We start from the raw sequence: 20,222 nt of genomic DNA, 5'->3' as shown, positions 1-20,222 counted from the left end.
TGTCACGGATGCGGCCCGACCGTCGACGACGACCGGAGGACCGACCGTGACCGAGACGGCGACCGACAACGGGTCCGGCCCACGCCCCCGCAGGCTGACCGGCGGCGACGTCGGCATCCCGCCGCGCCACCTGGACTTCCGGCTGCCCGAGCAGATGGTCCGCTGGGCCTACGCCGACAACGCGACCGCGACGCTGTTCCTCGCGATGCTCTCGGCGATCTTCCCGCCGGGGGAGGACTTCTTCGTCCGCTCGGTGATCCACTTCCGGGACCGGGTGACCGACCCGGAGCTGCGCGCCCGGGTCGCCGGGTTCACCGCGCAGGAGGTCATCCACAGCCGCGAGCACGACCGGCTCAACGAGGCGTTCCGCTCCCGCGGCTTCCCGGTGCACGTACCGGAGTCCGCGGTCGCGCTCGCGTTGAAGGTCCTCGACCGCACCTCGCCGCGGCAGCAGCTCGCCTGCACCGCGCTGATGGAGCACTTCACCGCGGTGATGGCCGAGGACATCCTCGGCAGCGACGAGTTCGCCGGGCGCGTGCACGCCGACATCCGCGAGCTGTGGCACTGGCACGCGCTCGAGGAGCTCGAGCACAAGTCCGTGACCTGGGACGTCTACGAGCTCATCGGCACCGACGGCCCCGAGCGCGGCCGGGCCGCCCCGCTGGTGGTCGCCACCGTGCTGCCCGCGGTCGTGTTCGGGTGGGCGTACCTGCTCGTGCAGCAGGGCGTCTGGCGGCGGCCGCGGGACCTGCGCGAGGGCTACCGGTTGCTGTTCGGGCGCGGCCAGTTCCTGCGCCGCGTGCTGGGCCGGATGCCCGTCTTCGGGCACCCGCGCTTCCACCCCGACCGGCACGACACCCGCGCGCTGGAGCAGCGCTGGCGCGACACCCTCTTCGGCGACGACGGCGCCCTGGCCGAGCAGCTGCGCCGTCCCGTCCGCGAGGCCTGACTCAGCTCCACGGCCGCAGCACCCGCCCGGCCCACGCCACGAGCAGCGCCTCGTCGTGGCTGACGGCGAGGACGCCGAGCCCGCGGCCGTCGACCTCGGCGGCGACGACCGAGACCAGGGCCGCGGTGCTCGACGCGTCGAGCATCGCGGTCATCTCGTCGCACAGCAGGTAGTCCGGCCGGGGCGCGAGCGCACGGGCCAGGCAGGCGCGCTGGAGCTGGCCGTCGGACACCTCGTGCGGCCGGCGTCCGCGCAGCTCGGCGGTCAGCCCGACCTGCGCGCACACCTCGTCGACGCGTGCGGCGACCCCGGGCACCCGGGCGGCGCGCAGCGGCTCGGCCACGATCTCCTCGCAGGTCAGCCGCGGGTCGGTCGAGGCCCGCGGGGACTGGAACACCACCCCGATCCGGCGGCGCAGCGGCGCGGGCGCGCCGAAGCGGAACCGGCGGACCGGCTCGTCGTCGACGGTCACCCGGCCCGACCACGGTGTGTGCAGCAGGGCCAGCACCCGGGTCAGCGTCGACTTCCCGCACCCCGACGGCCCGGCCAGCCCGAGCACCGTCCCCCGTTCCACGGCCAGGTCCACGCCGTCGACGACGGCGTGCCCGGCCCGCCACCCGGCGGTCACCCCCTCCGCGCGCAGGCTCACCGCGACCCCGCCCCGGACCGGGCCGCCGCGGGGAGCGCGGGGGCGGTCGGCGGATGGCAGGACACGCTCCGCCCGTCGCGGTGCACCGGGACGGGGTCGCCGGAGCAGTCGCCGGTGACCGGGCAGCGCGGGGCGAACGCGCAGCCGTCGGGCAGCGCGGACAGCTCCGGCGGGTGCCCGGGCACCGGGGTGAACCCGGCGTCGGGCAGCGCACCGAGCAGGCCCGCGGTGTAGGGGTGCCAGGGGCCCGCGAACACCTCGTCGGCGGGGCCGGTCTCGACCAGCCGCGAGGCGTACATGACGGCGACGTCGTCGGCGACGGCGCGGGCGGCGCGCAGGTCGTGGGTGATCAGCAGGACGGCGCGGCCCTCCGCGGCCAGCCCGGCCAGCAGCGCCGTGACGTGGTCGACCAGCGGCCGGTCGAGCCCGGCGGTCGGCTCGTCGGCGAGCAGCACCGGTGGATCCCCGGCGAGCGCGGCGGCGAGCCCGGCGCGCTGGGCCTGCCCGCCGGACAGCTCGTGCGGGTGCAGCGCGGCGACGTGGCGGGGCAGCGCGGCGCGGTCGAGGAGGTCGGCGACGGTGGTCGTCGCGCCGAGCCGGGTCAGGGTCTCGCGCAGCTGGGCGCCGACGGTGCGGGTGGGGGTGAAGTGGGTGGCGGCGGACTGGGGGACCAGCCCGACCAGCCGACCGCGGACCCGGTCGCGCAGCACGGACTCGGGCGCGGTGAGGAGCTCCACCGGGTCGGACCGCTCCGGCGGGGTCAGGACGGCCGACCCGCGGACCGAGGCGGTGCCCGGCAGCAGCCCGGTCAGGGCCTCGGTGAGCACCGACTTGCCGCAGCCGGACTCCCCGACGAGCGTGGTCAGCCGCCCGGCGCGCAGGTCCAGGTCGGCACCGGTGACCGCGCGGACCGTGCGGGCGCGACGCCCGCGTCCGACCCGGAAGGCGACGTCGAGGTCGCGCACCGCGAGCACCGTGCCGGGTGCGGGTGTGCCGGTCACAGCGCCTGCTCCGACCGTCGGCGCGGGAGTGTGCGGTCCCGCCACCAGGCCGCGATGCCGGCGACGCACAGCGTCGTCGCGGCCAGCAGCACGCTCGGGAACACCACGATCCACCAGGAGCCGAGCAGCACGGCCTGTCTCCCCTCGCCGAGGATGGTGCCCAGGCTCGCCAGGTGTGGTGGCAGGCCGAGGCCGAGGAAGCTCAGTGCGGTCTCGTGCCACACCGCGTGCGGCAGGATCAGCACCGCCGAGAGCACCGCCTGCGGGGCGACCGCGGGCAGCAGGTGCCGGCGCAGGACCCGGCGCCGGGACGCGCCGCCGGAGATCGCGGCGTCGACGAACGGGCGGGTGCGCAGGGTCAGGATCTCCGCGCGCACGACGCGGGCCACCGTCGTCCAGTGGGTCAGCCCGATCGAGGCGATCACCGCGAGCACGCTGCCCCGGTAGAGCGCGACGATCACGATGCCGAGCAGCAGGTGCGGGACGGCGTTGACGGCGTCGACCAGGCGCATCGCGATCCGGTCCCACCAGCCGCCGAGCAGCCCCGACAGCGCCCCGAACAGGGTGCCGATCACCGTCGAGAGCACGGCGCAGGCCGCGGCGACCTGCAGCGACACCCCCAGCCCGGCGAAGCTGCGCAGCAGCACGTCACGGCCCACGGAGTCGGTGCCGAACGGGTGCGTGGGCGAGGGCGGCAGCCGGATCGCGGTGTAGTCCACGGTGCCCTCGTCGAGCCCGCCGAGCCACGGCACGAGCACCGCGGCCGCGACGAGCAGGACCAGCCCGCCGGCGCCGGTGACCAGCCGGGCCCGCCCGGACCGGCGACGACCGCGGGGCGAGCCGGGGCGCGGCCGGCCGGCCGGGAGCCACGGGCGGGGGGCGAGCGCGGTCTCAGACATCGGCGTCCACCCGCGGGTCCAGCAGCAGCACGGTCAGGTCGGCGACGAGCGACCCGGCCAGCACCGCCACCGCCGAGAGCAGGGTCAGCGCGGCGAGCAGCGGGAAGTCCACGGCCAGCGCCGCGGTGACCACCGCCGCCGCGATCCCCGGCCAGGAGAACACCGTCTCCACCAGCACGGCGCCGGTGACGAGCTCCGGCAGCCGGTTGCCCAGCACCGTGACGAACGGCAGCAGCGCGGTCGGCAGGGCGTGGCGCAGCACGACGAGGCGCTCGGGCAGCCCGCGGGCACGGGCACCGGCGACGTGGTCGTCGTCGAGGGAGGCCAGCAGCGAGGCCCGCACGTGCAGCACCAGCCACGGAGTCTGGGAGACTCCCAGCACCAGCGCCGGCAGCACCAGGTGCCTGCTCACCTGGCCGAACGTGGGCGCGGCCCCGGCGTCGGTGAGCCCGGCGACCGGCAGCACCGGCCAGGCCACGGCGAACACCGCGATCGCACCCAGGGCCAGCACGAACGGCGGCAGCCCCTCCAGGGTGTGCCCGACCGCGGTGACGGCCCGGTCGAGCCAGCCGCCCTGCCGCCACGCCGCGACGGTCCCGGCGGCCAGGGCCAGCACCAGCGACACGAGCAGGGCCAGGGTGACCAGCAGCAACGTCCACGGGAGCCGCTCGGCGACGACCTGGGCCACCGGCTGGCGCATCGACAGGCTCTGCCCGAGGTCGCCGGTCAGCAGCCCGCCCAGCCACCGGAGCAGCTGCTCGCCCACGCTCGCGTCCAGCCCGAGCGACCGTTCGGCGGCGGCGATGTCGGCGTCGCTCGCGGAGAAGATCCCGACCCCGAAGTACTGGTACACCGGCCGGAACGGCGACGCCGCCGCCAGCAGGAACACCCCGACCGCGACCAGCAGCACCGTCGGGACGCCGAGCAGCAGCCGCAGCCCGGCCAGCCGGGCCACCGCGCGGCCGCGGTGCCGGCCCGGGAGCACGGCCGTCACGAGCGGGGCGTCCAGTCCTGCAGGTTCCACCACGGGCCCCAGGTGGTGCCGTGGGTGTGCGGCTCGACGACGGGGGTGTAGCCGTCCCAGGCGTCGCGGGTGACGTAGCTGTGGCCGAGGAAGGCCAGGAAGACCATGCCGGGGTCGGCGACGTAGGCCCGCTGGAACTCCTTCACCGCCGCGGTGCGGGCGGCCTCGTCGGGCGCCCGCAGTGCGGTGTCCAGCGCCGCGTCGACGGCCGCGTTGCGGTAGGAGCCGGGGTTGTTGAACCCGTCGGCGGCGTTCGACGAGTGCAGCAGCTGCCACGCCTTGAACCCCGGGTCGAACGGGTCGCCGCCGCCGAGCACGAGCGCGTCGGCGCCCATCCGCGGCTCGATCGCCTCCCAGCCGAGGCCCTCCAGCCGGACGTCGATCCCGGCCGCGCGCACGTCGGAGGCGAACGCCTGGGCCAGGTCGCGGCGCACGGTGTCGGTGGCCGGGTACATCAGCGTGAAGCGCGCGGCCTGCCCGCCGCGGACGCGCACGCCGTCGGGTCCGGGGACCCAGCCGGCCCGCTCCAGGATCCGGCCCGCCTCCGCAGGGTCGAAGGCGAACGTCGCCGAGGGCTCGACCTGCTCGGGCAGCACGCCCGGGATCGGGTGGTGGGCCGGTTCGCCCTGCCCCGCGAGGAACGCGTCGATCATGCCCTGGCGGTTCACCGAGCGGTTGAGCGCGGCGCGGATCGCCGGGTCCGCGGTGACCGGGTTCGCGAACGGCAGCGCGACGGTGCGGTAGTCGGCGCTGGCGTGCTCGCGCAGCGCCAGCCCGCTCTGCTGCGCGACGGCGCGGGCCAGCGCCGGCGGCAGCACGGTCCCGTCGAACTCGCCGGCGGCGGTGCGCTGGGCACGGGTGTTGTCGTCGGTGGCGAACACGACGGTCACCCGGGTCACCGAGGGCGCACCGCCCCAGTAGCCGGGGTTCGACTCCATGACCATCGTGTCGCCGCGCCGCCACTCGGCGAGCCGGTACGGGCCGGTGCCGACGGCCCGGGTGTTCACCGGCAGGTCGGAGACGGGGCCGCCGCCGTCGAGCACCTCCGACGGCAGGATCCCGGAGGTGAGCCGGGCCGGGAACGCGCCGTAGGGGTAGGACAGCCGGAACCGCACGGCGTCGTCGCCGACGGCCTCGACCCCGGCGAGCATCGGCACGCTCGACCGGATCGTCGCGGCGCGGGCCGGGTCGAGGACCGCGGCGTAGGTGGCGACGGCGTCCTCGGGCCCGAAGGCCGACCCGTCGTGGAAGGTGACGCCGGGGCGCAGCGGCACCGTCCAGGACAGGCGGTCCGGTGACGGCGTCGCCGGACCGGAGGCGAGCGCGGGCTGCAGGGTGCGCTGCGCGTCGCGGGCGTAGAGACCGTCGTAGAACTTGCTCGCGCCCTCCGCCCCGTAGCCGAGCAGCGGGTTGAGGTCGTCGGGCTCGTAGCCGTCGGCGAGGGTCATGGTGGTGCCGTCCCCGGCCGGGGCCGCCTCGCCCGGGGCGGCGGTGGGTGCCGAGCACCCGGCCACGACGGCGGCGGCCACCAACGGGACGACGATGTTCCGGAGGGTGATCACGCAACGGCACATTATGGGCAACAGCGTGACGGTGGCAACGAACTGGACCGATCGGTCAGGTGGCGTACTTCTACGCAGTGCCTGCGGACCGGCTCCGCCGGGGTCGCGGCCGTCCTACCGTCCGGGCGGTGCGCACCGATCCCGCCCCCGCGCGCGTGCAGCGCGCCCCGGCGACCCGCGACCAGGTCGACGCCCACCGGTTCGGTGTGCGCCGGATGGAGGCCGCGCTGGTGCGGGCGGACCCGGTGCCGCTGCACGAGCAGATCCGCTCGCAGCGCCGCGCCGTGTTCGCCGGGGTGCTGGTCGGGCTGCTCGCGCTCGGGGTGGCGGCGCTGCTGGCCCGGGTCGACCCGGCCACCGACTGGCGCTCCCGGGCGCTGGTGCAGGGACAGCGCAGCGGCGTGCTCTACGCCGTGGTCCGCGACCCCGACCGGTCCGCGCTGCTCGTACCGGTGCCCGACCCGGTCGCGGGACGGCTGGTCCTCGCCGCGCACGGCCGCGACGACGGTGCCACCGCCGTGCCCGTCCCGGTGCCCGACGACGCGCTGGCCGCCGCGCCGCGCACCGCGCCGGCGGCCGTCCCCGGCACCGTCGGCGTCCCGCTCGACGGGGTCCCGGTCCCTCCCGCGTGGGCGGTCTGCGACACCCGCGGCGAGGGCACCGGCGCCGGGACCACGACGGTGCTCGCGGGGTCGCTCGGGCCCGTCCCGGCCGGACCGGAACCGGTGGTCCTGCTGACCGCCGAGGGCGGCGCCACCTACCTGGTCCACGACGGCGCCCGGCACCGGCTCGACCCGTCCGACCGGAACGCCCTCGACGGGCTCGGCCTGCTCGGCGCGCCCGTCCGCCGGGTCGGCGACGGCCTGCTCTCCGCGATCCCGGAGGGCGCGCCGCTGCGGGTCCCCGCCCCCGGGCCGACACCCGTCGCGGGGCTGGGGCGGAACGGGGACGTCGTGCGCAGCCAGTCGCTCGGGTCCGGCTCGACGTACTTCCTGGTCGTCGACGACGGCCTTGCCCGGATCCCGGTCACCCTCGCCGACGCCGTCCGCTCCCGGACCGGGCAGGCCGAACCGGCGACGCTGCCGCCCGGCCTGGTCGACGACGTCCCGCAGACCCGGGTGCCCGGCGCCGAGGCCTGGCCCGTCGCCCGGGCCGAGGTCACCGAGGTGCCCCCGGTGCTGTGCGGGACCTGGCGCGCGGGGCGGCGCGCACTCGTCGCGGGCACCGAGGAGCCGGTCGCGCCCGGCGCGGTGCGGGTGCGCCTCGCCGGTGCCGACGACGCCGGGCCGGGGCTCGACACCGTGGTGCTGCCGGGGACCGGCCCGGGTCCGCTGCGGACCGGGCCGGCCGACACCGGCGGGGGCGACGGCGGGACCCGCCGGCTGCTCGCCGCCTCCGGTGCGGTGCACGGCGTCGCGGACGCCGAGACCGGGCGGGCGCTGGGGATCGGGGAGGCGGGGGACGCACCGGCGGAGATGGTGCGGCTGCTGCCGCGGGCGGGGGTGCTGAGCGTCGCGGCGGCGCGGGAGGTGGCGGACCTGCCGGGCTGAGCCGCGGGTCAGGGCCGGCGGGGCCGTCGCCGCAGGCCCGCCAGCGCCGCGACGAGCGCCCCGCCGACCGCCGCGACCGCCCCGACCCCGGCCACCACGGGCAGGTCCGGCGGCGGGGCCGACGCGAGCGGCAGCGGCGCCCGGCCCGCCCCGGGTACCCCGGCGCGGCCGCCGGGACCGGCGGGGTCGTCCGGGGTCAGGAGCAGCGGCTCCGCGGTCAGCGCGGCCCCCGGGTCGAGCACGCCGTGGCCGGTGCGGCCGTCGCCCGCGGTGGGGCGGGCCGTCGCGCGCAGCCGGTCGGCGACCTGGCGCGGGGTGAGCATCGGGAACCGTTCGCGCAGCAGCGCCGCGGTCCCCGCGACCAGCGGCGCCGAGTACGACGTGCCACGGACCACCGCACCGTCCGGTCCGGACGGACGGGGCAGGTCCGCCCCCGGAGCGGCGAGGTCCACCCAGGGGCCCGGCACGGAGAAGTCGCCGGGGACGTCGTCGCCGTCGACCGCACCGACGGCGAGGACCGTGTCGTAGGACGCGGGCAGCGGCCGCAGGTCCGGGTCGCCGTTGCAGGTGCCGCTCCCGTCGATGTTCCCGGCCGCGGCGACGACCAGCACCCCGGCCCGCTCGGCGCCGTCGACGGCCTCGCGCAGCGCGGCCCCCGCGGAGTCGACCTGCGCGGACGGCACGCACACCACCTCGGACACGTTGACGACGCTCGCGCCGAGCGCGACGGCCCGGTCGATCGCCGCGGCCAGGGTGCGGATCTCCCCGGCGGGTCGCTCGGCGCCGTCGGTGCCGCGGACGGCGAAGCGCCCCGAGGACTGGCGCAGCGACACGATCCGCGCACCCGGCGCCATGCCCGCGCCGAGCCCGGTGACGGGGTCGGCGGCCCCGGCGAGGAGCAGCGCGACGTCGGAGCCGTGGCCGTCGCAGTCGGTGAGACCGTCGCCGCCGGTGAGGTAGTCCCCGCCGCCGCTGAGCCGTCCGGCCAGCCGGGGCAGCGGCGCCACCCCGGTGTCGACGACGGCGACGAGCTGCCCCGCACCGGTCGCGAGATCCGGGGGCGGCTGCGGGACCGCACCGCGGGCGGCGCCCGGGCCGTCGTCGCCGGGCGGGGTGCAGGCGCGGGTCTGCCGCAACCCGTCGGCCGGTCCCGGCGGTCCGGGCTCGGCCGCCGCGACGACCGGCCACGTCCACACCCCGTCGCCTGCCCCCACACCCGGTGCGGGGGGTGTGGCGACCCCACAGGGGGTGTGGACGGCGCACGACGCGGCGGGGGTGACGGAGGGGGACGGGGGTGGTGAGGTGGGGAGGAGGGGCAGCGCGAGCAGGGTCGCGGCCAGCAGCGGGACCGCCCGCCGCGGCGATGCGGTCCGTGGGTGCACGGCCCCGGAGCGCGCGAGCCGCGGCGTCGCCGTCGGCGGGGGCGGTGGGCCTGCTGACCGGCGGGCCGGGCCGCTCACAGGGTGCGGACCAGGGCGAACAGGCCCATCGCGGCCAGCGCGGCGGGCACGGCGGCGGCGGTGAGGACGAGCTCGCACACGTCGAGCGCCCGGCGGGCCGGCGGCGACGGCATCGCCCGCGCGGCCGCGGCACCCGCGCCGACGGCGAGCAGCAGCCCGCCCGCCACGGCGAGCCGCGGCGCGGGGTCCAGTGCGAGCGCGGCCGGGACCGCGGCGGTGGCGACCGCGACCACCGCGGACCCGGTCAGGATGCGGGCCGCCGCGGGCTCGACGAGCGCACGGGCCCGCAGGAGCAGCACCGCCGCCGTCACCACCAGCAGCAGGCCACCGGTCCAGCCCCCGGTCGCGGCGACGGCAGCGGCCCCGGCGGCCGCGACCGCGGTGCCGGCCAGCGTCCCGGTGTGCAGGCCGCGGGCCAGCCCGGCCCGGGCGGTCAGCTCCGCACCGGGCAGCACCTGCTCGGCGTCCGCGACGGACCCGGCGTCGGTCGGGACGGCCGGGGCCGGGATCCCGGCCAGGCGCAGCGCCAGCCGGGGCAGCAGGGGCCCGGCGGCCAGGGCGGGCGCCGCGAGCCCGGCGGCGACGGCCGTCACCGGGGCCTCCAGCAGCAGCCGGGCCAGCGCCGCGGCGGCGGCCCCGGACGCGGCGAGGGCCACCGCGAGCAGGACCGGGGACACCGCCCGCGCGATCGCCTGACCCGCGGCGGCGGCCAGCCCGGCCCCGGCGGCGGCGAGCAGCAGCGCCCCCGCCCCGGCCGGTGCGGGCAGCGCGGTGAGCCCGGCCGTCGCCGCGGCGGGGACCGCGCAGAGTGCGGCGGCGGTCGAGAGCCGGTCGTCGTCGCGACCGCGGTGGGCGACCAGCAGCGCCCCGACGGCGCCCGCGGCGGCGAGCGCGCACCCCCACGGCCGCCACGGACCATCCACGGTGGACAGCACGGCGCCCGCGGCGGCCGTCGCCAGCACGGCTGCGGCCGTCCCGGACCAGCGCGCCGTCCCGGCGGCGTCGGCCGCACCGCGCACCGCACCGGCGACGGTCTCGGCGGCGTCGTCGAGGACGGGCGGCGCGGGCGCCGGGCGCGGCGGGCCCAGGTGCAGCAGCTCGCCCTCCCGGACGCCGAGCTCGTCGAGGGTGGCGTCGGCGGGCAGCGGGCCGCCCGCGGGGCCGGTGAACCGCCAGGCCTGCGGGGTGTCGGCGGTCGCGCGGCCCAGCAGCTCGCGCACCATCGGGACCAGCTCGGCGACGGCGACGTCGGCCGGCAGCGCCACGTCGACGCGCCCGCGCGGGGTGTGTACCCCGACCCGGGTCCAGCGGCCGGGCACCGGCCCGGACGTGGCGGCGGACACCGCGTCGCCGGGGCCGGTCGCGGCCGGTGCGGGCAGGACGGAGGTCACGGGCGGCTCCCTGGCAGATCTCCCCGAACGGCCCCGGCGGGCCCGGGGCGGCTGCGAGTATCCGACGGCCCCGGCGCCGCCGTGGGCGTTCGGGAGAACCGTGAACGGGAGGCGCGTGGCGATGGCGGGGACCGTCGGGATGCGACGTCCGCGGCGCTCGGTGCCCGAGCTGCCCGGCGGCGAGCTGGTGCTCGAACCGCCGCCCGAGCCGGAGCGCCCGGTCCCCGGCGGACTCGTGCAGCGGCTGCTCCCGCTGGCGATGGTCGGCGGGGCGCTGCTGTTCGTCGTGCTGGGCCGCGGGGACACGAGCACCTGGCTGTTCGGCGGGATGTTCGCGCTGTCGGCGCTGGGCATGCTCGCCGGCGGCGGCCGCGGCGCCGGCGCGCGCACCGCGACGATGGACGAGGACCGCCGCGACTACCTGCGCTACCTCGACGTCCTGGGCGGGCGGGCCCGCGCGATCGCCGCCGAGCAGCGGCACGCGCTGGAGACCGTGCACCCCGACCCGGCCGCCTGGCCGGACGTGCTCGCCGCGGACCGGCTGTGGGAGCGCCGCCCCGGCGACGACGACTTCGGCCGACTGCGCGCCGGGCGCGGCACCCAGCGCCTCGCCACCCGGCTCACCGCCCCGCACACCGGTCCGATGGAGACACTCGAACCGCTGTCCGCGCTCGCGCTGCGCCGGTTCCTGCGCCGCTGGTCCACCGTGGACGATCTGCCGGTCGCCGTCGACACCCGCGCGTCGGCGACGATCTGGCTCGAACCGGACCCCGACGCCGCCCCGGTGCTCGACCTCGCCCGGGCACTGGTCGCCCAGTACGTCACCTGGCACGGTCCCGACGACGCGCGGCTCGCCGTCGTCGCGCCGGGAGGTGCGGCCGCGCGCTGGGAGTGGGCGAAGTGGCTGCCGCACGTCGCCCACCCGCGGCTCTCCGACGCCGTCGGGCCGGTCCGGATGATCACCGACGACCCGGACCGGGTGCGGCGCTGGTGGGTCGACGAGCCGTCCGCGGCCCAGCAGCACCTGCTCGTCGTGCTCGACGGGGCCGCCGACACCCCGGGCGCGTGGGCCGGGCTGCCCGGCGTCACCGTGCTGCGCCTGGGGCCGGCGGGCGGGCGCAGACCCGCGGCGTCGGTGCTGCGCCTGGCCGCCGGGACCGGGCCCGACGGCGTGCGCACGCTGCGCCGGGGCGGGCCCGGCGGCCGGGAGGTCGGCGTCCCCGACGGGCTCGTCGTCGCCGAGGCGCTGGCACTCGCGCGCCGGCTCGCGCGCTACCGCCCGGACGGCACCGCCGACGTCGTCGCGTCCGGTGTGGACAGTGCTGCGACCGGGCTTCCGTCGTTGCTCGGACTGTCCACGACGGACCCGGGCGGGGTCGCCGCGCTGCGCGGCCGACGCGGGCCGGGGGAGCGGCTGCGGGTCCCGCTGGGCACCGACGGCGGCGGCCGGCCGGTGCTGCTCGACCTCAAGGAGTCCGCGCAGGGCGGTGCGGGGCCGCACGGGCTGTGCATCGGCGCGACCGGCTCCGGCAAGAGCGAGCTGCTGCGCACACTCGTCCTCGGGCTGGTCGCGACGCACACCGCCGAGGAGCTCAACCTGGTGCTCGTCGACTTCAAGGGCGGCGCGACGTTCCTCGGCCTCGCCGGGCTGCCACACACCTCCGCGGTGATCACCAACCTGGCCGAGGAGCTGACCCTGGTCGACCGGATGGCCGACGCGCTCGCCGGGGAGATCACCCGCCGCCAGGAGGTGCTGCGCGCGGCGGGCAACCTGTCGTCGCTGGCCGAGCACGACGCGCTGCGCCGGGACGGGGCACCGCTGGCGGCGCTGCCGTCGCTGCTGGTCGTCGTCGACGAGTTCTCCGAGCTGCTCGCCCAGCGCCCGGAGATGATCGACCTGATGGTGACCATCGGGCGGCTCGGCCGCTCGCTCGGCATCCACCTGCTGCTGGCCTCGCAGCGACTGGAGGAGGGGCGGCTGCGCGGTCTGGAGTCGCACCTGTCCTACCGGATCGCGCTGCGCACCTTCTCCGCCGCGGAGTCCCGCGCGGTGCTGGGCGTGCCCGACGCGCACCTGCTCCCGCCGACGCCCGGCGCCGCGTACCTGTCCGCGGGCACCGACGAGCTGGTGCGCTTCCGGGCCGCCTACGTCTCCGGCCCGGACACCCCGCGGGCCGCCCGTCGCCGCGCACCCGGGGCGCCGCGGGTCGCGCTGCCGTTCCGCGCGGGCCCGGTCGCGCTGCCCGCCTCGGCGCAGCTCCCGGCGCCGGACCCCGGGCCCGCGCCCACCGGCACCGTTCTCGACCGCATCGCCGACGCGGTGTCCGGGCCGGGTCCGCGCGCGCACCGGGTGTGGCTGCCACCGCTGGCGGAGCCGCCGCCGCTGCCGGTGGTGCTCGGCGAGCCGTTGATCCGGGCCGGGCGCGGGCTGTGCGCACCGGGACCGGCCGGACGGCTCGCCGCGCCGGTCGGGCTCGTCGACCGGCCCTACGCCCAGCGGCGCGACCCGCTGGTGCTGGACCTGTCCGGCGCGGCCGGGCACCTCGCCGTCGTCGGGGGGCCGCGGTCGGGGAAGTCGACCGCGCTGCGCACCGTCGTCACCGCGCTCGCGCTCACCCACACCCCGGCCGAGCTGGGCGTGCACGTGCTCGACCTCGGCGGCGGCACGCTCGCCCCGCTGGCCGGGCTGCCGCACGTCGGGACCGTCGCCGACCGCCGGGCCGGCGACCTGGTGCGACGGGTGGTGGCCGAGACCGTCGGCGCCGTCGACGAGCGCGAGCAGCTGTTCGCCGCGCACGGCGTCGCCGGGATCGAGGAGTTCCGGGCCCGGCGCGCCGCGGGCGGGTTCGCCGAGGTGACCGCCACCGACCTGCTGCTCGTCGTCGATGGCTACGCGGCGCTGCGCGCGGGTTTCTCCGACCTCGACGAGAAGCTGACCGCGCTCGCCGCCCGCGGGCTCGCCTACGGCGTGCACCTCGCGCTGTCCGCCGCCCGCTGGGCCGAGATCCGCCCCGCGCTCAAGGACCAGCTCGGCAGCCGGGTCGAGCTGCGGCTGGGCGACCCGTCGGACTCCGAGGTGGACCGGCGTCGCGCCGCCGCGGTGCCCGCGCTGCCCGGGCACGGCCTGTCCGCCGACGGCGAGGCCACCGTCGTCGCCGCGCCCTGCCTGGTCCCCGGCACCGACCCGGCCCGGGAGATCGACGACGCCTGGGACGGCCCGTCGGTCGGCCCGGTGCGGCTGCTGCCCACCCGGATCGAGGTCGCCGAGCTCCCGCCCGGTCCGGGCCGCGGCCCCGCGCTCGGCGTCGACGAGGACCGGCTCGCCACCGTCGAGCTCGACCCGGACGAGCCGCACCTGCTCTGCTTCGCCGACTCCGGCGGCGGCAAGACGACCCTGCTGCGGACCCTCGCCCACGGCATCGCCGCGCGGTGGACGCCCGAGCAGGCGCGGATCGTCGTCGTCGACCACCGGCGGACGCTGCTCGGCGGGGTCCCGCAGAGCCACCTGCTCGCCCACACCTCGACCGCGCAGGCCACCACCGACGCCTGCGCCGAGATCGCGGGCTCGCTCGGACGGCGGCTGCCCGGCCCGGACGTCACCCCGGCCCAGCTGCGGGAACGGTCCTGGTGGAGCGGGCCGGACGTGTGGCTGCTCGTCGACGACTACGACCTCGTCGTCCCCGCGGCGGGCTCGACCGGCACGCACCCGCTGCTCGCACTCGCCGAGTACCTGCCGCAGGCCCGCGACGTCGGGCTGCACGTCGTCCTCGCACGCCGCACCGGCGGGGCCGGGCGGGCGCTGTTCGACCCGGTCCTCGGGCGGCTGCGCGAGCTCGGCGCCCCCGGCCTGGTCGGCTCCGGCAGCCCCGACGAGGGCGCGCTGCTGGAGAAGGTCCGCCCCGGGCCGATGCCACCCGGCCGCGGCGTGCTCGTCGACCGGCGGGCCGGGGCGCGACGGGTGCAGCTGGCCTGGACCGAGCCGGGGTGAGCGGCTTCGCGGTCGCCGTGCACGACCGCCGCGACGCGGTGCTGCTCGCCGCCGCGGACGCCGCCGGGCTGCGCCTGGTCGCCGCGGCCCCGCCCGGCACACCCCCGGCGACGGCCGTCGCGGACTACTTCGGCGACGAGCCGCCCGGCGTCGTCGTCCGGGTCGGGACGACGGCGGGCGGTGCCTTCCCCGGAGGCCCGCGGGTGCTGGTGGTCCCGGCCGCGGTCGCGGTGCTCGCGGCGGAACCGGAGCTGCCGGACGGGCCGGTCCTGGTCGTCGACGACGACGTGGTGCTGGTCCGCGACGGGGTGCCGGAGCGGGTGGGGGAGCGGGGCTCCGACCTCGCGTCGCTCGTGCGGGCGACCGGTGCGGAGCTGGTCGTGGTCGCCGGGACGTCCGGCCCGCTCCTCCGCGGGGAGCACACTGCCGCGGACACCCGGGCCGCCGGCTCCTGGACCGCGGGCTCCCGGACCGCGGGCACCCGAGCTGCGGATACCCGGGCTGCGGATACCCGGGCCGCGGATACCCGGGCCGCGGCCCCGCCCGGCGGCCCGGTGGGGTCCCGGCTCCCGTGCCCGGTGCGCGTCGCCGGGCTGCGGCCCGACGGCGGCGAGCCCTGGGGTCCGGAGGCTGCGGCCGTGGTCGGAGCGGCCGTGCTCGGCGCCTCCGTGCTCGCCGACCCCGGCCCCGATCCGGCCGCCCCGCCGCCCGGCAGCCACGGCGCGGGTGAGGCGGCGGAGGAACCGGACTGGCCCGGTGCGCCCGACCCCGTCACCCCACCCCCCGAGGGCCCGGACCGCGCCCGGGCGGCGATCGTCGTCGCCGGGGTGCTGGGGGCGGTCCTCCTCGGTACCGGGTTGCTGCTCGGCGGCCCGCGCCCGGTGACGCCGGCCGGGCCCACGGTCGTCCAGTACGGCTACGCCGCCGCGCTGCCGACCGGCTGGGAGCACACCGGCGGCGACCCGCAGCGCCGACGCGTGCTGCTCACCCCCGCCGGCGGTCCGGACGGGGCGGACCTCCTCGTGCTGGAGCGCAGCCCGCTCGGCTACGACGCCGACCGCGAGCCCGACCGGGCCCGCCGCGAGCTCGCCGCGCTCGTCGGTGACCCCGGGCCGGTGCCGGCGACGGTCGGCGGCCGCGCGGTCCTGCGCTGGACCGAGACACCGGGCGACGGGACCGTCGTCGACTGGCACGTCGTGTTCTCCGGCACCGACGAGCTCGTCGCCGGGTGCCGGCGACCGGTGGGCGCCCCGGTCGCCGCGGCCTGCGCCGAGGTCGTCGCGACGCTGCACCGGGTGCCCTGAGCCGTCCGGCGTTCCCGGTCGCGAACGGTCCGCCCGGAACGGCCACGGCCACCGGCGCGCCCTGCCACTGTGCGCGGGCCGGGGGCACCGCGCCCCCGGGCCCGGGAGCCGTCGACACGGCCGCGCCGGGGTCCGATCAGGGGACGAGGTGGGACGTATGGCCGACGGGTTCGGCACGACGACCGAGGAGATGGTCCGCGCGGCGGGCCAGGTGCGGGCGGTGAGCGACGCCGTCAACGGCGAGCTCGGCCGCCTGCGCAGCCAGCTGGGACCGCTGCAGGGCCAGTGGTCCGGCACCGCGGCGACGGCGTTCGCCCAGCTGATGGCCAAGTGGGACACCGAGGCGCGGCGGCTGAACGAGGCGCTGGGAGCGATCGGTGAGCAGCTCGGCGGCACGGCGACGACGTACCAGCAGCAGGAGGACCAGAACCGCACCGCCATCACGTCGGTGCTCGGGTGAGGGGGAGCCACACCATGGGATCCGAGATCAAGGTCACCTTCAGCGCGCTCGAGACGGCGTCGGCCGACACCGTCGCGACGACCGCACGCATCAACTCCCAGCTCGAGGACCTCCGGCGGCAACTCGCGCCGATGGTCGCGACCTGGACCGGCGACGCGGCGGCCACCTACCGGGCGTCGCAGCAGAAGTGGGACACCTCGGCGGCCGAGCTGACCACCACCCTGGGCACCATCGGGAAGCTCGTCGGTCAGGCCGGTCAGAACTACCGGGCCACCGAGCAGGCGAACCGGGCCCGGTTCGCCTGACACCCGGTCCGGGGGCCCGGACGACCCCCTTGCGTCCGCCCCCGGAACCGGCGGGTACGCTTGGCTCTCGTTGTGCAGCGGTGGAGACCCGCGGGCGCCGTCCTCCGGCGACAGCGGCGGGATCGAGCGTCCCTCCGGCGTCCACCAGCAGCACGCTGAGGAACCAGAGACTAGAGAGTGGGCCGGAACCCGTGCGGACGGCCCACCAGCCGAGAACGACGACGAGGTAGATCCGTGCCCACGTACAGCCCCAAGCCCGGCGACATCCAGCACGCCTGGCACGTGATCGACGCCGAGGACGTGCGCCTCGGTCGGCTCGCCACCCACGCTGCCACGCTGCTGCGCGGGAAGCACAAGCCGACCTACGCCCCGCACGTCGACAACGGCGACTTCGTGGTCATCGTGAACGCGGAGAAGATCTCGGTGTCCGGCAACAAGCGTGCCGACAAGTTCATCTACCGCCACTCCGGCTTCCCGGGTGGCCTCCGCCAGCGCTCCGTCGGCGAGATGATCGACAGCCAGCCCGACCGCCTCGTCGAGAAGGCGATCAAGGGCATGCTGCCGAAGAACCGTCTCGGCCGCGCCATGGCCAAGAAGCTGAAGGTCTACGCCGGCCCGGCGCACCCGCACGAGGCCCAGAAGCCGCAGCCGTTCGAGATCAAGCAGGTCAGCCAGTGACCACCCCGAGCAACGAAGAGGGACAGCCCGTGACCAGCCCCGAGAACGGACCCGACGAGGTCGTCGACGCGGTCGAGACCGAGGGTGCGGCCGCCGAGGCGACCGAGACCGAGGCCACCGAGACCGAGGTCGCCGACGTCGACTACACCATCGGTGACGCCGCCGACTTCGACGCCGACGAGTTCGCCGCCGAGGCCCCCGTGCTGGGCGACCGCCCGGTCCAGACCGTCGGCCGCCGCAAGGAGGCCGTCGTCCGCGTCCGGCTGCTGCCGGGCACCGGTGGGTTCACCCTCAACGGCAAGCCGCTCGAGGTGTACTTCCCGAACAAGCTGCACCAGCAGATCGTGAAGGAGCCGCTGGTCCTCGTCGAGAAGACCGAGCGCTTCGACATCTTCGCCAACCTCAAGGGTGGCGGCACCGCGGGTCAGGCCGGCGCGCTGCGCCTGGCCATCGCCCGTGCGCTGGTCGAGCTGGACTCCGAGGACCGCCCGCCGCTGAAGAAGGCCGGCTGGCTGACCCGTGACGCCCGCGCCGTCGAGCGCAAGAAGTACGGCCTCAAGAAGGCCCGCAAGGCGCCCCAGTACTCCAAGCGCTGATCGCACACCGGATGCCTCGTCTCTTCGGAACCGACGGCGTCCGGGGCCTGGCCAACGGCGAACTCCTCACTCCGGAGTTCGCCGTTGGCGTCTGTGCCTCGGCCGCCCGCACGCTCTCGAACGGCTCCGGCCGCCGGCCCCTCGCGGTCGTCGGACGCGACCCCCGCGCGAGCGGCGAGATGCTCGAGGCCGCGGTCGTCGCCGGGCTCACCTCGGCCGGTGCGGACGCGATCCGGGTCGGTGTGCTGCCGACCCCGGGCGTCGCGCACCTGGTCGCCGAGACCGGCGCCGACCTCGGCGTGATGATCTCCGCGTCGCACAACCCGATGCCCGACAACGGCATCAAGCTCTTCGCCGCGGGCGGCCACAAGCTGCCCGACGACGTCGAGGACGCGATCGAGCAGCAGCTGGCCGCCGGGCTCGGCGCCCGCCCCACCGGGGAGGGCATCGGCCGCGTCTGGGACGCCCCGGACGCCACCGACGTCTACGTCGCGCACCTGCTCTCCGCCGCGCCCGGCTCGCTGTCCGGGCTGCGCGTGGTCGTGGACTGCGCGCACGGCGCCGCGGCGCTGGCCGCGCCGGAGGCCTACCGGCAGGCGGGCGCGGACGTGATCGCGCTGCACGCCGAGCCGGACGGTCTCAACATCAACGACGGCGTCGGGTCCACCCACCTGGGCCCGCTGCGGTCCGCGGTGCGCGAGCACGGCGCCGACCTCGGCATCGCCCACGACGGCGACGCCGACCGCTGCCTGGCCGTGGACGGAACGGGCGCCGTCGTCGACGGTGACCGGATCATGGCCGTGCTGGCGCTCGCCATGCGCGACGCCGGCGAGCTCGCCCACGACACGCTCGTCGCCACGGTGATGAGCAACCTGGGCCTGCACATCGCCATGCGCGAGGCCGGGATCACCCTGGACACCACCAAGGTCGGCGACCGCTACGTGCTGGAGCGGCTGCGCGAGGGTGGGTTCACCCTCGGCGGCGAGCAGTCCGGGCACGTGGTGCTGCCGGGCCACGCCACCACCGGCGACGGTCTGCTCACCGCCCTGCGGCTCATGTCGCGGGTCGCGCAGACCGGCACGTCGCTGGCCGAGCTCGCCTCGGTCGTCACCGTGCTGCCGCAGGTGCTGCGCAACGTGCCCGTCGCGGACAAGGACGCGGTCGCCGCGTCGGCGGACGTGGCCGAGGCCGTCGCCAAGGCCGAGGCGGAGCTGGGGGACACCGGCCGGGTGCTGCTGCGCCCGTCGGGCACCGAGCAGCTCGTCCGCGTGATGGTCGAGGCGCCCAGCGAGGGCGAGGCCGACGCCGTCGCGGGCCGGCTGGCCGAGGTCGTCGCCGCCGCGCGCTGACCCGCACACGCCGATCGGGGCCGTCACCCACACCGGGTGGCGGCCCCGACGTCGTTGTCCGGGGCCGCGGAGCCCTGCCGGGACGGCGTTCCGGGCGCGGCCCCGTCGGTCGCGGTGGGGACACGCGTTCGCGGTCGCGAACGGGATCGGCGGTTCGGGGACGGTGCGGGTGCGGGCGGGCGCAGGCTGGGCCGATGCGACCGGACGTGCGGCGGGACCCCGAGGCGCTGGACCGTGCCGCGCGCGGGCTGGACGAGCTGGCCGCCGGACTGACCGCGGCCCCCGCGACCGGGCCCGGCGACGGGGACCGCGCGGTCCGGCTGCGGCGGGTCGCGGACGAGCTGACGGCGCTGGCCGACGCGACCCGGCGCGCCGCGGCCTCGGCCCGGGCGGTGGACGCTGACGCGGCCACGGCGTTCCGGGCGGTCCCGGGTGTCGATCAGCACCGTTCCGCCCTTCACGGGGCGGAAACGTGCTGATCGACGGGACGGACGCCGGCGTCGCGGACCAGGTCAGGGCCCTGCGGGCGCTGGTGGGCCGGCTCGACGACGCCGCCGGGCTGCTCGCCGGGATCCGCGACGCCGTCGCCGACGCGTGGGACGACCCGGTCGGGCACGCGGTGACGGCCCGGCTCGACCTCGTCGGGCGCGAGATGCACCGGCTGGCCGACGAGGCCGCGCGGGACGCGGCCCGGGCGGAGGACACCGCCCCCGCCGATCCGGCGCGGCACGGTCCTCCGGCCCACCACGACACGGCGACGCCCGGGCGCTCGGGTGCGACGGAGTCCGACGGCGCAGGGCGCGTACCCGCGGACGTCCCCGGCATGCGCCTGCCCGGCCTCACCGGGACGCGGGTCACCGACCGTCGGGGCCCCGTGGCGCCGTCGCTCGCGGACCCGTCCGAGCGCTGAGCCGGGCCACCGCGTCCCGGCTCCCCCTCCCGGGGCACCGCCGGCAGCGCTGTCCTGCCCAGGCCCGCCCCGCTCCCGGTTGCTGCCGCCACCAGCCCTCGGGTCCGCGCGCTGATCCGCGGCCCGCGCGCGTCCGGACGCACGCGA

Annotated in this window: 18 protein-coding genes; 11 read left to right on the top strand and 7 right to left on the bottom strand. The window is 78.0% G+C overall.

The genetic code is table 11. The features are described 5' to 3' along the window. Window positions 1–46: 46 nt before the first annotated feature. Complete coding sequence (locus tag KPL57_RS28265) at window positions 47–949, top strand: metal-dependent hydrolase (RefSeq protein ID WP_226353817.1); 903 nt, start codon at window positions 47–49, stop codon at window positions 947–949. A gap of 1 nt (window position 950) precedes the next feature. On the opposite strand, the gene KPL57_RS28260 is transcribed toward KPL57_RS28265, so the two are convergent. Genes KPL57_RS28260 through KPL57_RS28240 form a run of 5 tightly spaced genes read right to left on the bottom strand, consistent with a single transcriptional unit; the run spans window position 951 to window position 6,084 of the window. Further along, on the bottom strand, window positions 951–1,598 hold the full coding sequence (locus tag KPL57_RS28260) for an ABC transporter ATP-binding protein (protein WP_226353816.1): 648 nt from the start codon (window positions 1,596–1,598) through the stop codon (window positions 951–953). Next, a complete protein-coding gene (locus KPL57_RS28255) occupies window positions 1,595–2,599 on the bottom strand; it encodes an ABC transporter ATP-binding protein (RefSeq protein ID WP_226353815.1) in 1,005 nt (334 codons plus the stop codon). The genes KPL57_RS28260 and KPL57_RS28255 overlap by 4 nt, the downstream gene beginning before the upstream one ends. Further along, window positions 2,596–3,498: an ABC transporter permease gene (locus KPL57_RS28250; protein ID WP_226353814.1), complete on the bottom strand. Its 903-nt coding sequence runs from the start codon at window positions 3,496–3,498 to the stop codon at window positions 2,596–2,598. The genes KPL57_RS28255 and KPL57_RS28250 overlap by 4 nt, the downstream gene beginning before the upstream one ends. Next, window positions 3,491–4,492 (bottom strand): ABC transporter permease, encoded by a 1,002-nt coding sequence (locus KPL57_RS28245; RefSeq protein WP_226353813.1) that lies wholly within the window; start codon window positions 4,490–4,492, stop codon window positions 3,491–3,493. Before KPL57_RS28245 ends, KPL57_RS28250 begins: the two co-directional genes overlap by 8 nt. Further along, complete coding sequence (locus tag KPL57_RS28240) at window positions 4,489–6,084, bottom strand: ABC transporter substrate-binding protein (protein WP_226353812.1); 1,596 nt, start codon at window positions 6,082–6,084, stop codon at window positions 4,489–4,491. Before KPL57_RS28240 ends, KPL57_RS28245 begins: the two co-directional genes overlap by 4 nt. Window positions 6,085–6,212: 128 nt before the next feature. On the opposite strand from KPL57_RS28240, the gene eccB reads away from it, so the two are divergent. Next, window positions 6,213–7,634 carry a type VII secretion protein EccB gene (gene eccB, locus KPL57_RS28235; RefSeq protein ID WP_226353811.1) on the top strand — a complete coding sequence of 474 codons (1,422 nt, stop codon included), beginning with the start codon at window positions 6,213–6,215 and terminating at the stop codon, window positions 7,632–7,634. Window positions 7,635–7,642: 8 nt separating this feature from the next. On the opposite strand, the gene KPL57_RS28230 is transcribed toward eccB, so the two are convergent. Further along, a complete protein-coding gene (locus tag KPL57_RS28230) occupies window positions 7,643–8,830 on the bottom strand; it encodes a S8 family serine peptidase (protein ID WP_226353810.1) in 1,188 nt (395 codons plus the stop codon). A gap of 260 nt (window positions 8,831–9,090) precedes the next feature. Continuing rightward, window positions 9,091–10,485: a type VII secretion integral membrane protein EccD gene (gene eccD, locus KPL57_RS28225; RefSeq protein ID WP_226353809.1), complete on the bottom strand. Its 1,395-nt coding sequence runs from the start codon at window positions 10,483–10,485 to the stop codon at window positions 9,091–9,093. 100 nt (window positions 10,486–10,585) lie between these two features. On the opposite strand from eccD, the gene eccCa reads away from it, so the two are divergent. From eccCa to KPL57_RS28180, 9 genes are all read left to right on the top strand, one after another. Then, window positions 10,586–14,473 carry a type VII secretion protein EccCa gene (eccCa, locus tag KPL57_RS28220; RefSeq protein WP_308253047.1) on the top strand — a complete coding sequence of 1,296 codons (3,888 nt, stop codon included), beginning with the start codon at window positions 10,586–10,588 and terminating at the stop codon, window positions 14,471–14,473. Then, the gene (locus KPL57_RS28215) at window positions 14,470–15,777 is read left to right on the top strand and encodes a type VII secretion-associated protein (protein WP_226353808.1); all 1,308 of its coding nucleotides are present in this window, start codon (window positions 14,470–14,472) and stop codon (window positions 15,775–15,777) included. The genes eccCa and KPL57_RS28215 overlap by 4 nt, the downstream gene beginning before the upstream one ends. Window positions 15,778–15,934: 157 nt before the next feature. Further along, window positions 15,935–16,237, top strand: coding sequence for a WXG100 family type VII secretion target (locus tag KPL57_RS28210; RefSeq protein WP_226353807.1), 303 nt, complete (start codon window positions 15,935–15,937; stop codon window positions 16,235–16,237). Between the two features lie 14 nt (window positions 16,238–16,251). Further along, window positions 16,252–16,542 carry a WXG100 family type VII secretion target gene (locus KPL57_RS28205; RefSeq protein WP_062397784.1) on the top strand — a complete coding sequence of 97 codons (291 nt, stop codon included), beginning with the start codon at window positions 16,252–16,254 and terminating at the stop codon, window positions 16,540–16,542. Window positions 16,543–16,776: 234 nt separating this feature from the next. Continuing rightward, on the top strand, window positions 16,777–17,220 hold the full coding sequence (gene rplM / locus KPL57_RS28200) for a 50S ribosomal protein L13 (RefSeq protein WP_062397782.1): 444 nt from the start codon (window positions 16,777–16,779) through the stop codon (window positions 17,218–17,220). After that, on the top strand, window positions 17,217–17,816 hold the full coding sequence (rpsI, locus tag KPL57_RS28195; protein WP_369804852.1) for a 30S ribosomal protein S9: 600 nt from the start codon (window positions 17,217–17,219) through the stop codon (window positions 17,814–17,816). The genes rplM and rpsI overlap by 4 nt, the downstream gene beginning before the upstream one ends. Before the next feature lie 11 nt (window positions 17,817–17,827). Continuing rightward, window positions 17,828–19,165 carry a phosphoglucosamine mutase gene (glmM, locus tag KPL57_RS28190; RefSeq protein WP_226353806.1) on the top strand — a complete coding sequence of 446 codons (1,338 nt, stop codon included), beginning with the start codon at window positions 17,828–17,830 and terminating at the stop codon, window positions 19,163–19,165. Window positions 19,166–19,359: 194 nt separating this feature from the next. Beyond that, window positions 19,360–19,644: a hypothetical protein gene (locus KPL57_RS28185; protein WP_226353805.1), complete on the top strand. Its 285-nt coding sequence runs from the start codon at window positions 19,360–19,362 to the stop codon at window positions 19,642–19,644. Further along, window positions 19,638–20,075, top strand: a complete 438-nt coding sequence (locus KPL57_RS28180; RefSeq protein WP_226353804.1) for a hypothetical protein — start codon at window positions 19,638–19,640, stop codon at window positions 20,073–20,075. Before KPL57_RS28185 ends, KPL57_RS28180 begins: the two co-directional genes overlap by 7 nt. Window positions 20,076–20,222: the final 147 nt, after the last annotated feature.

This window comes from Pseudonocardia sp. ICBG601 (assembly GCF_020496245.1).
Note: the sequence above shows the minus strand (reverse complement) of the source record. Positions and strands in the feature narration are given on the sequence as shown.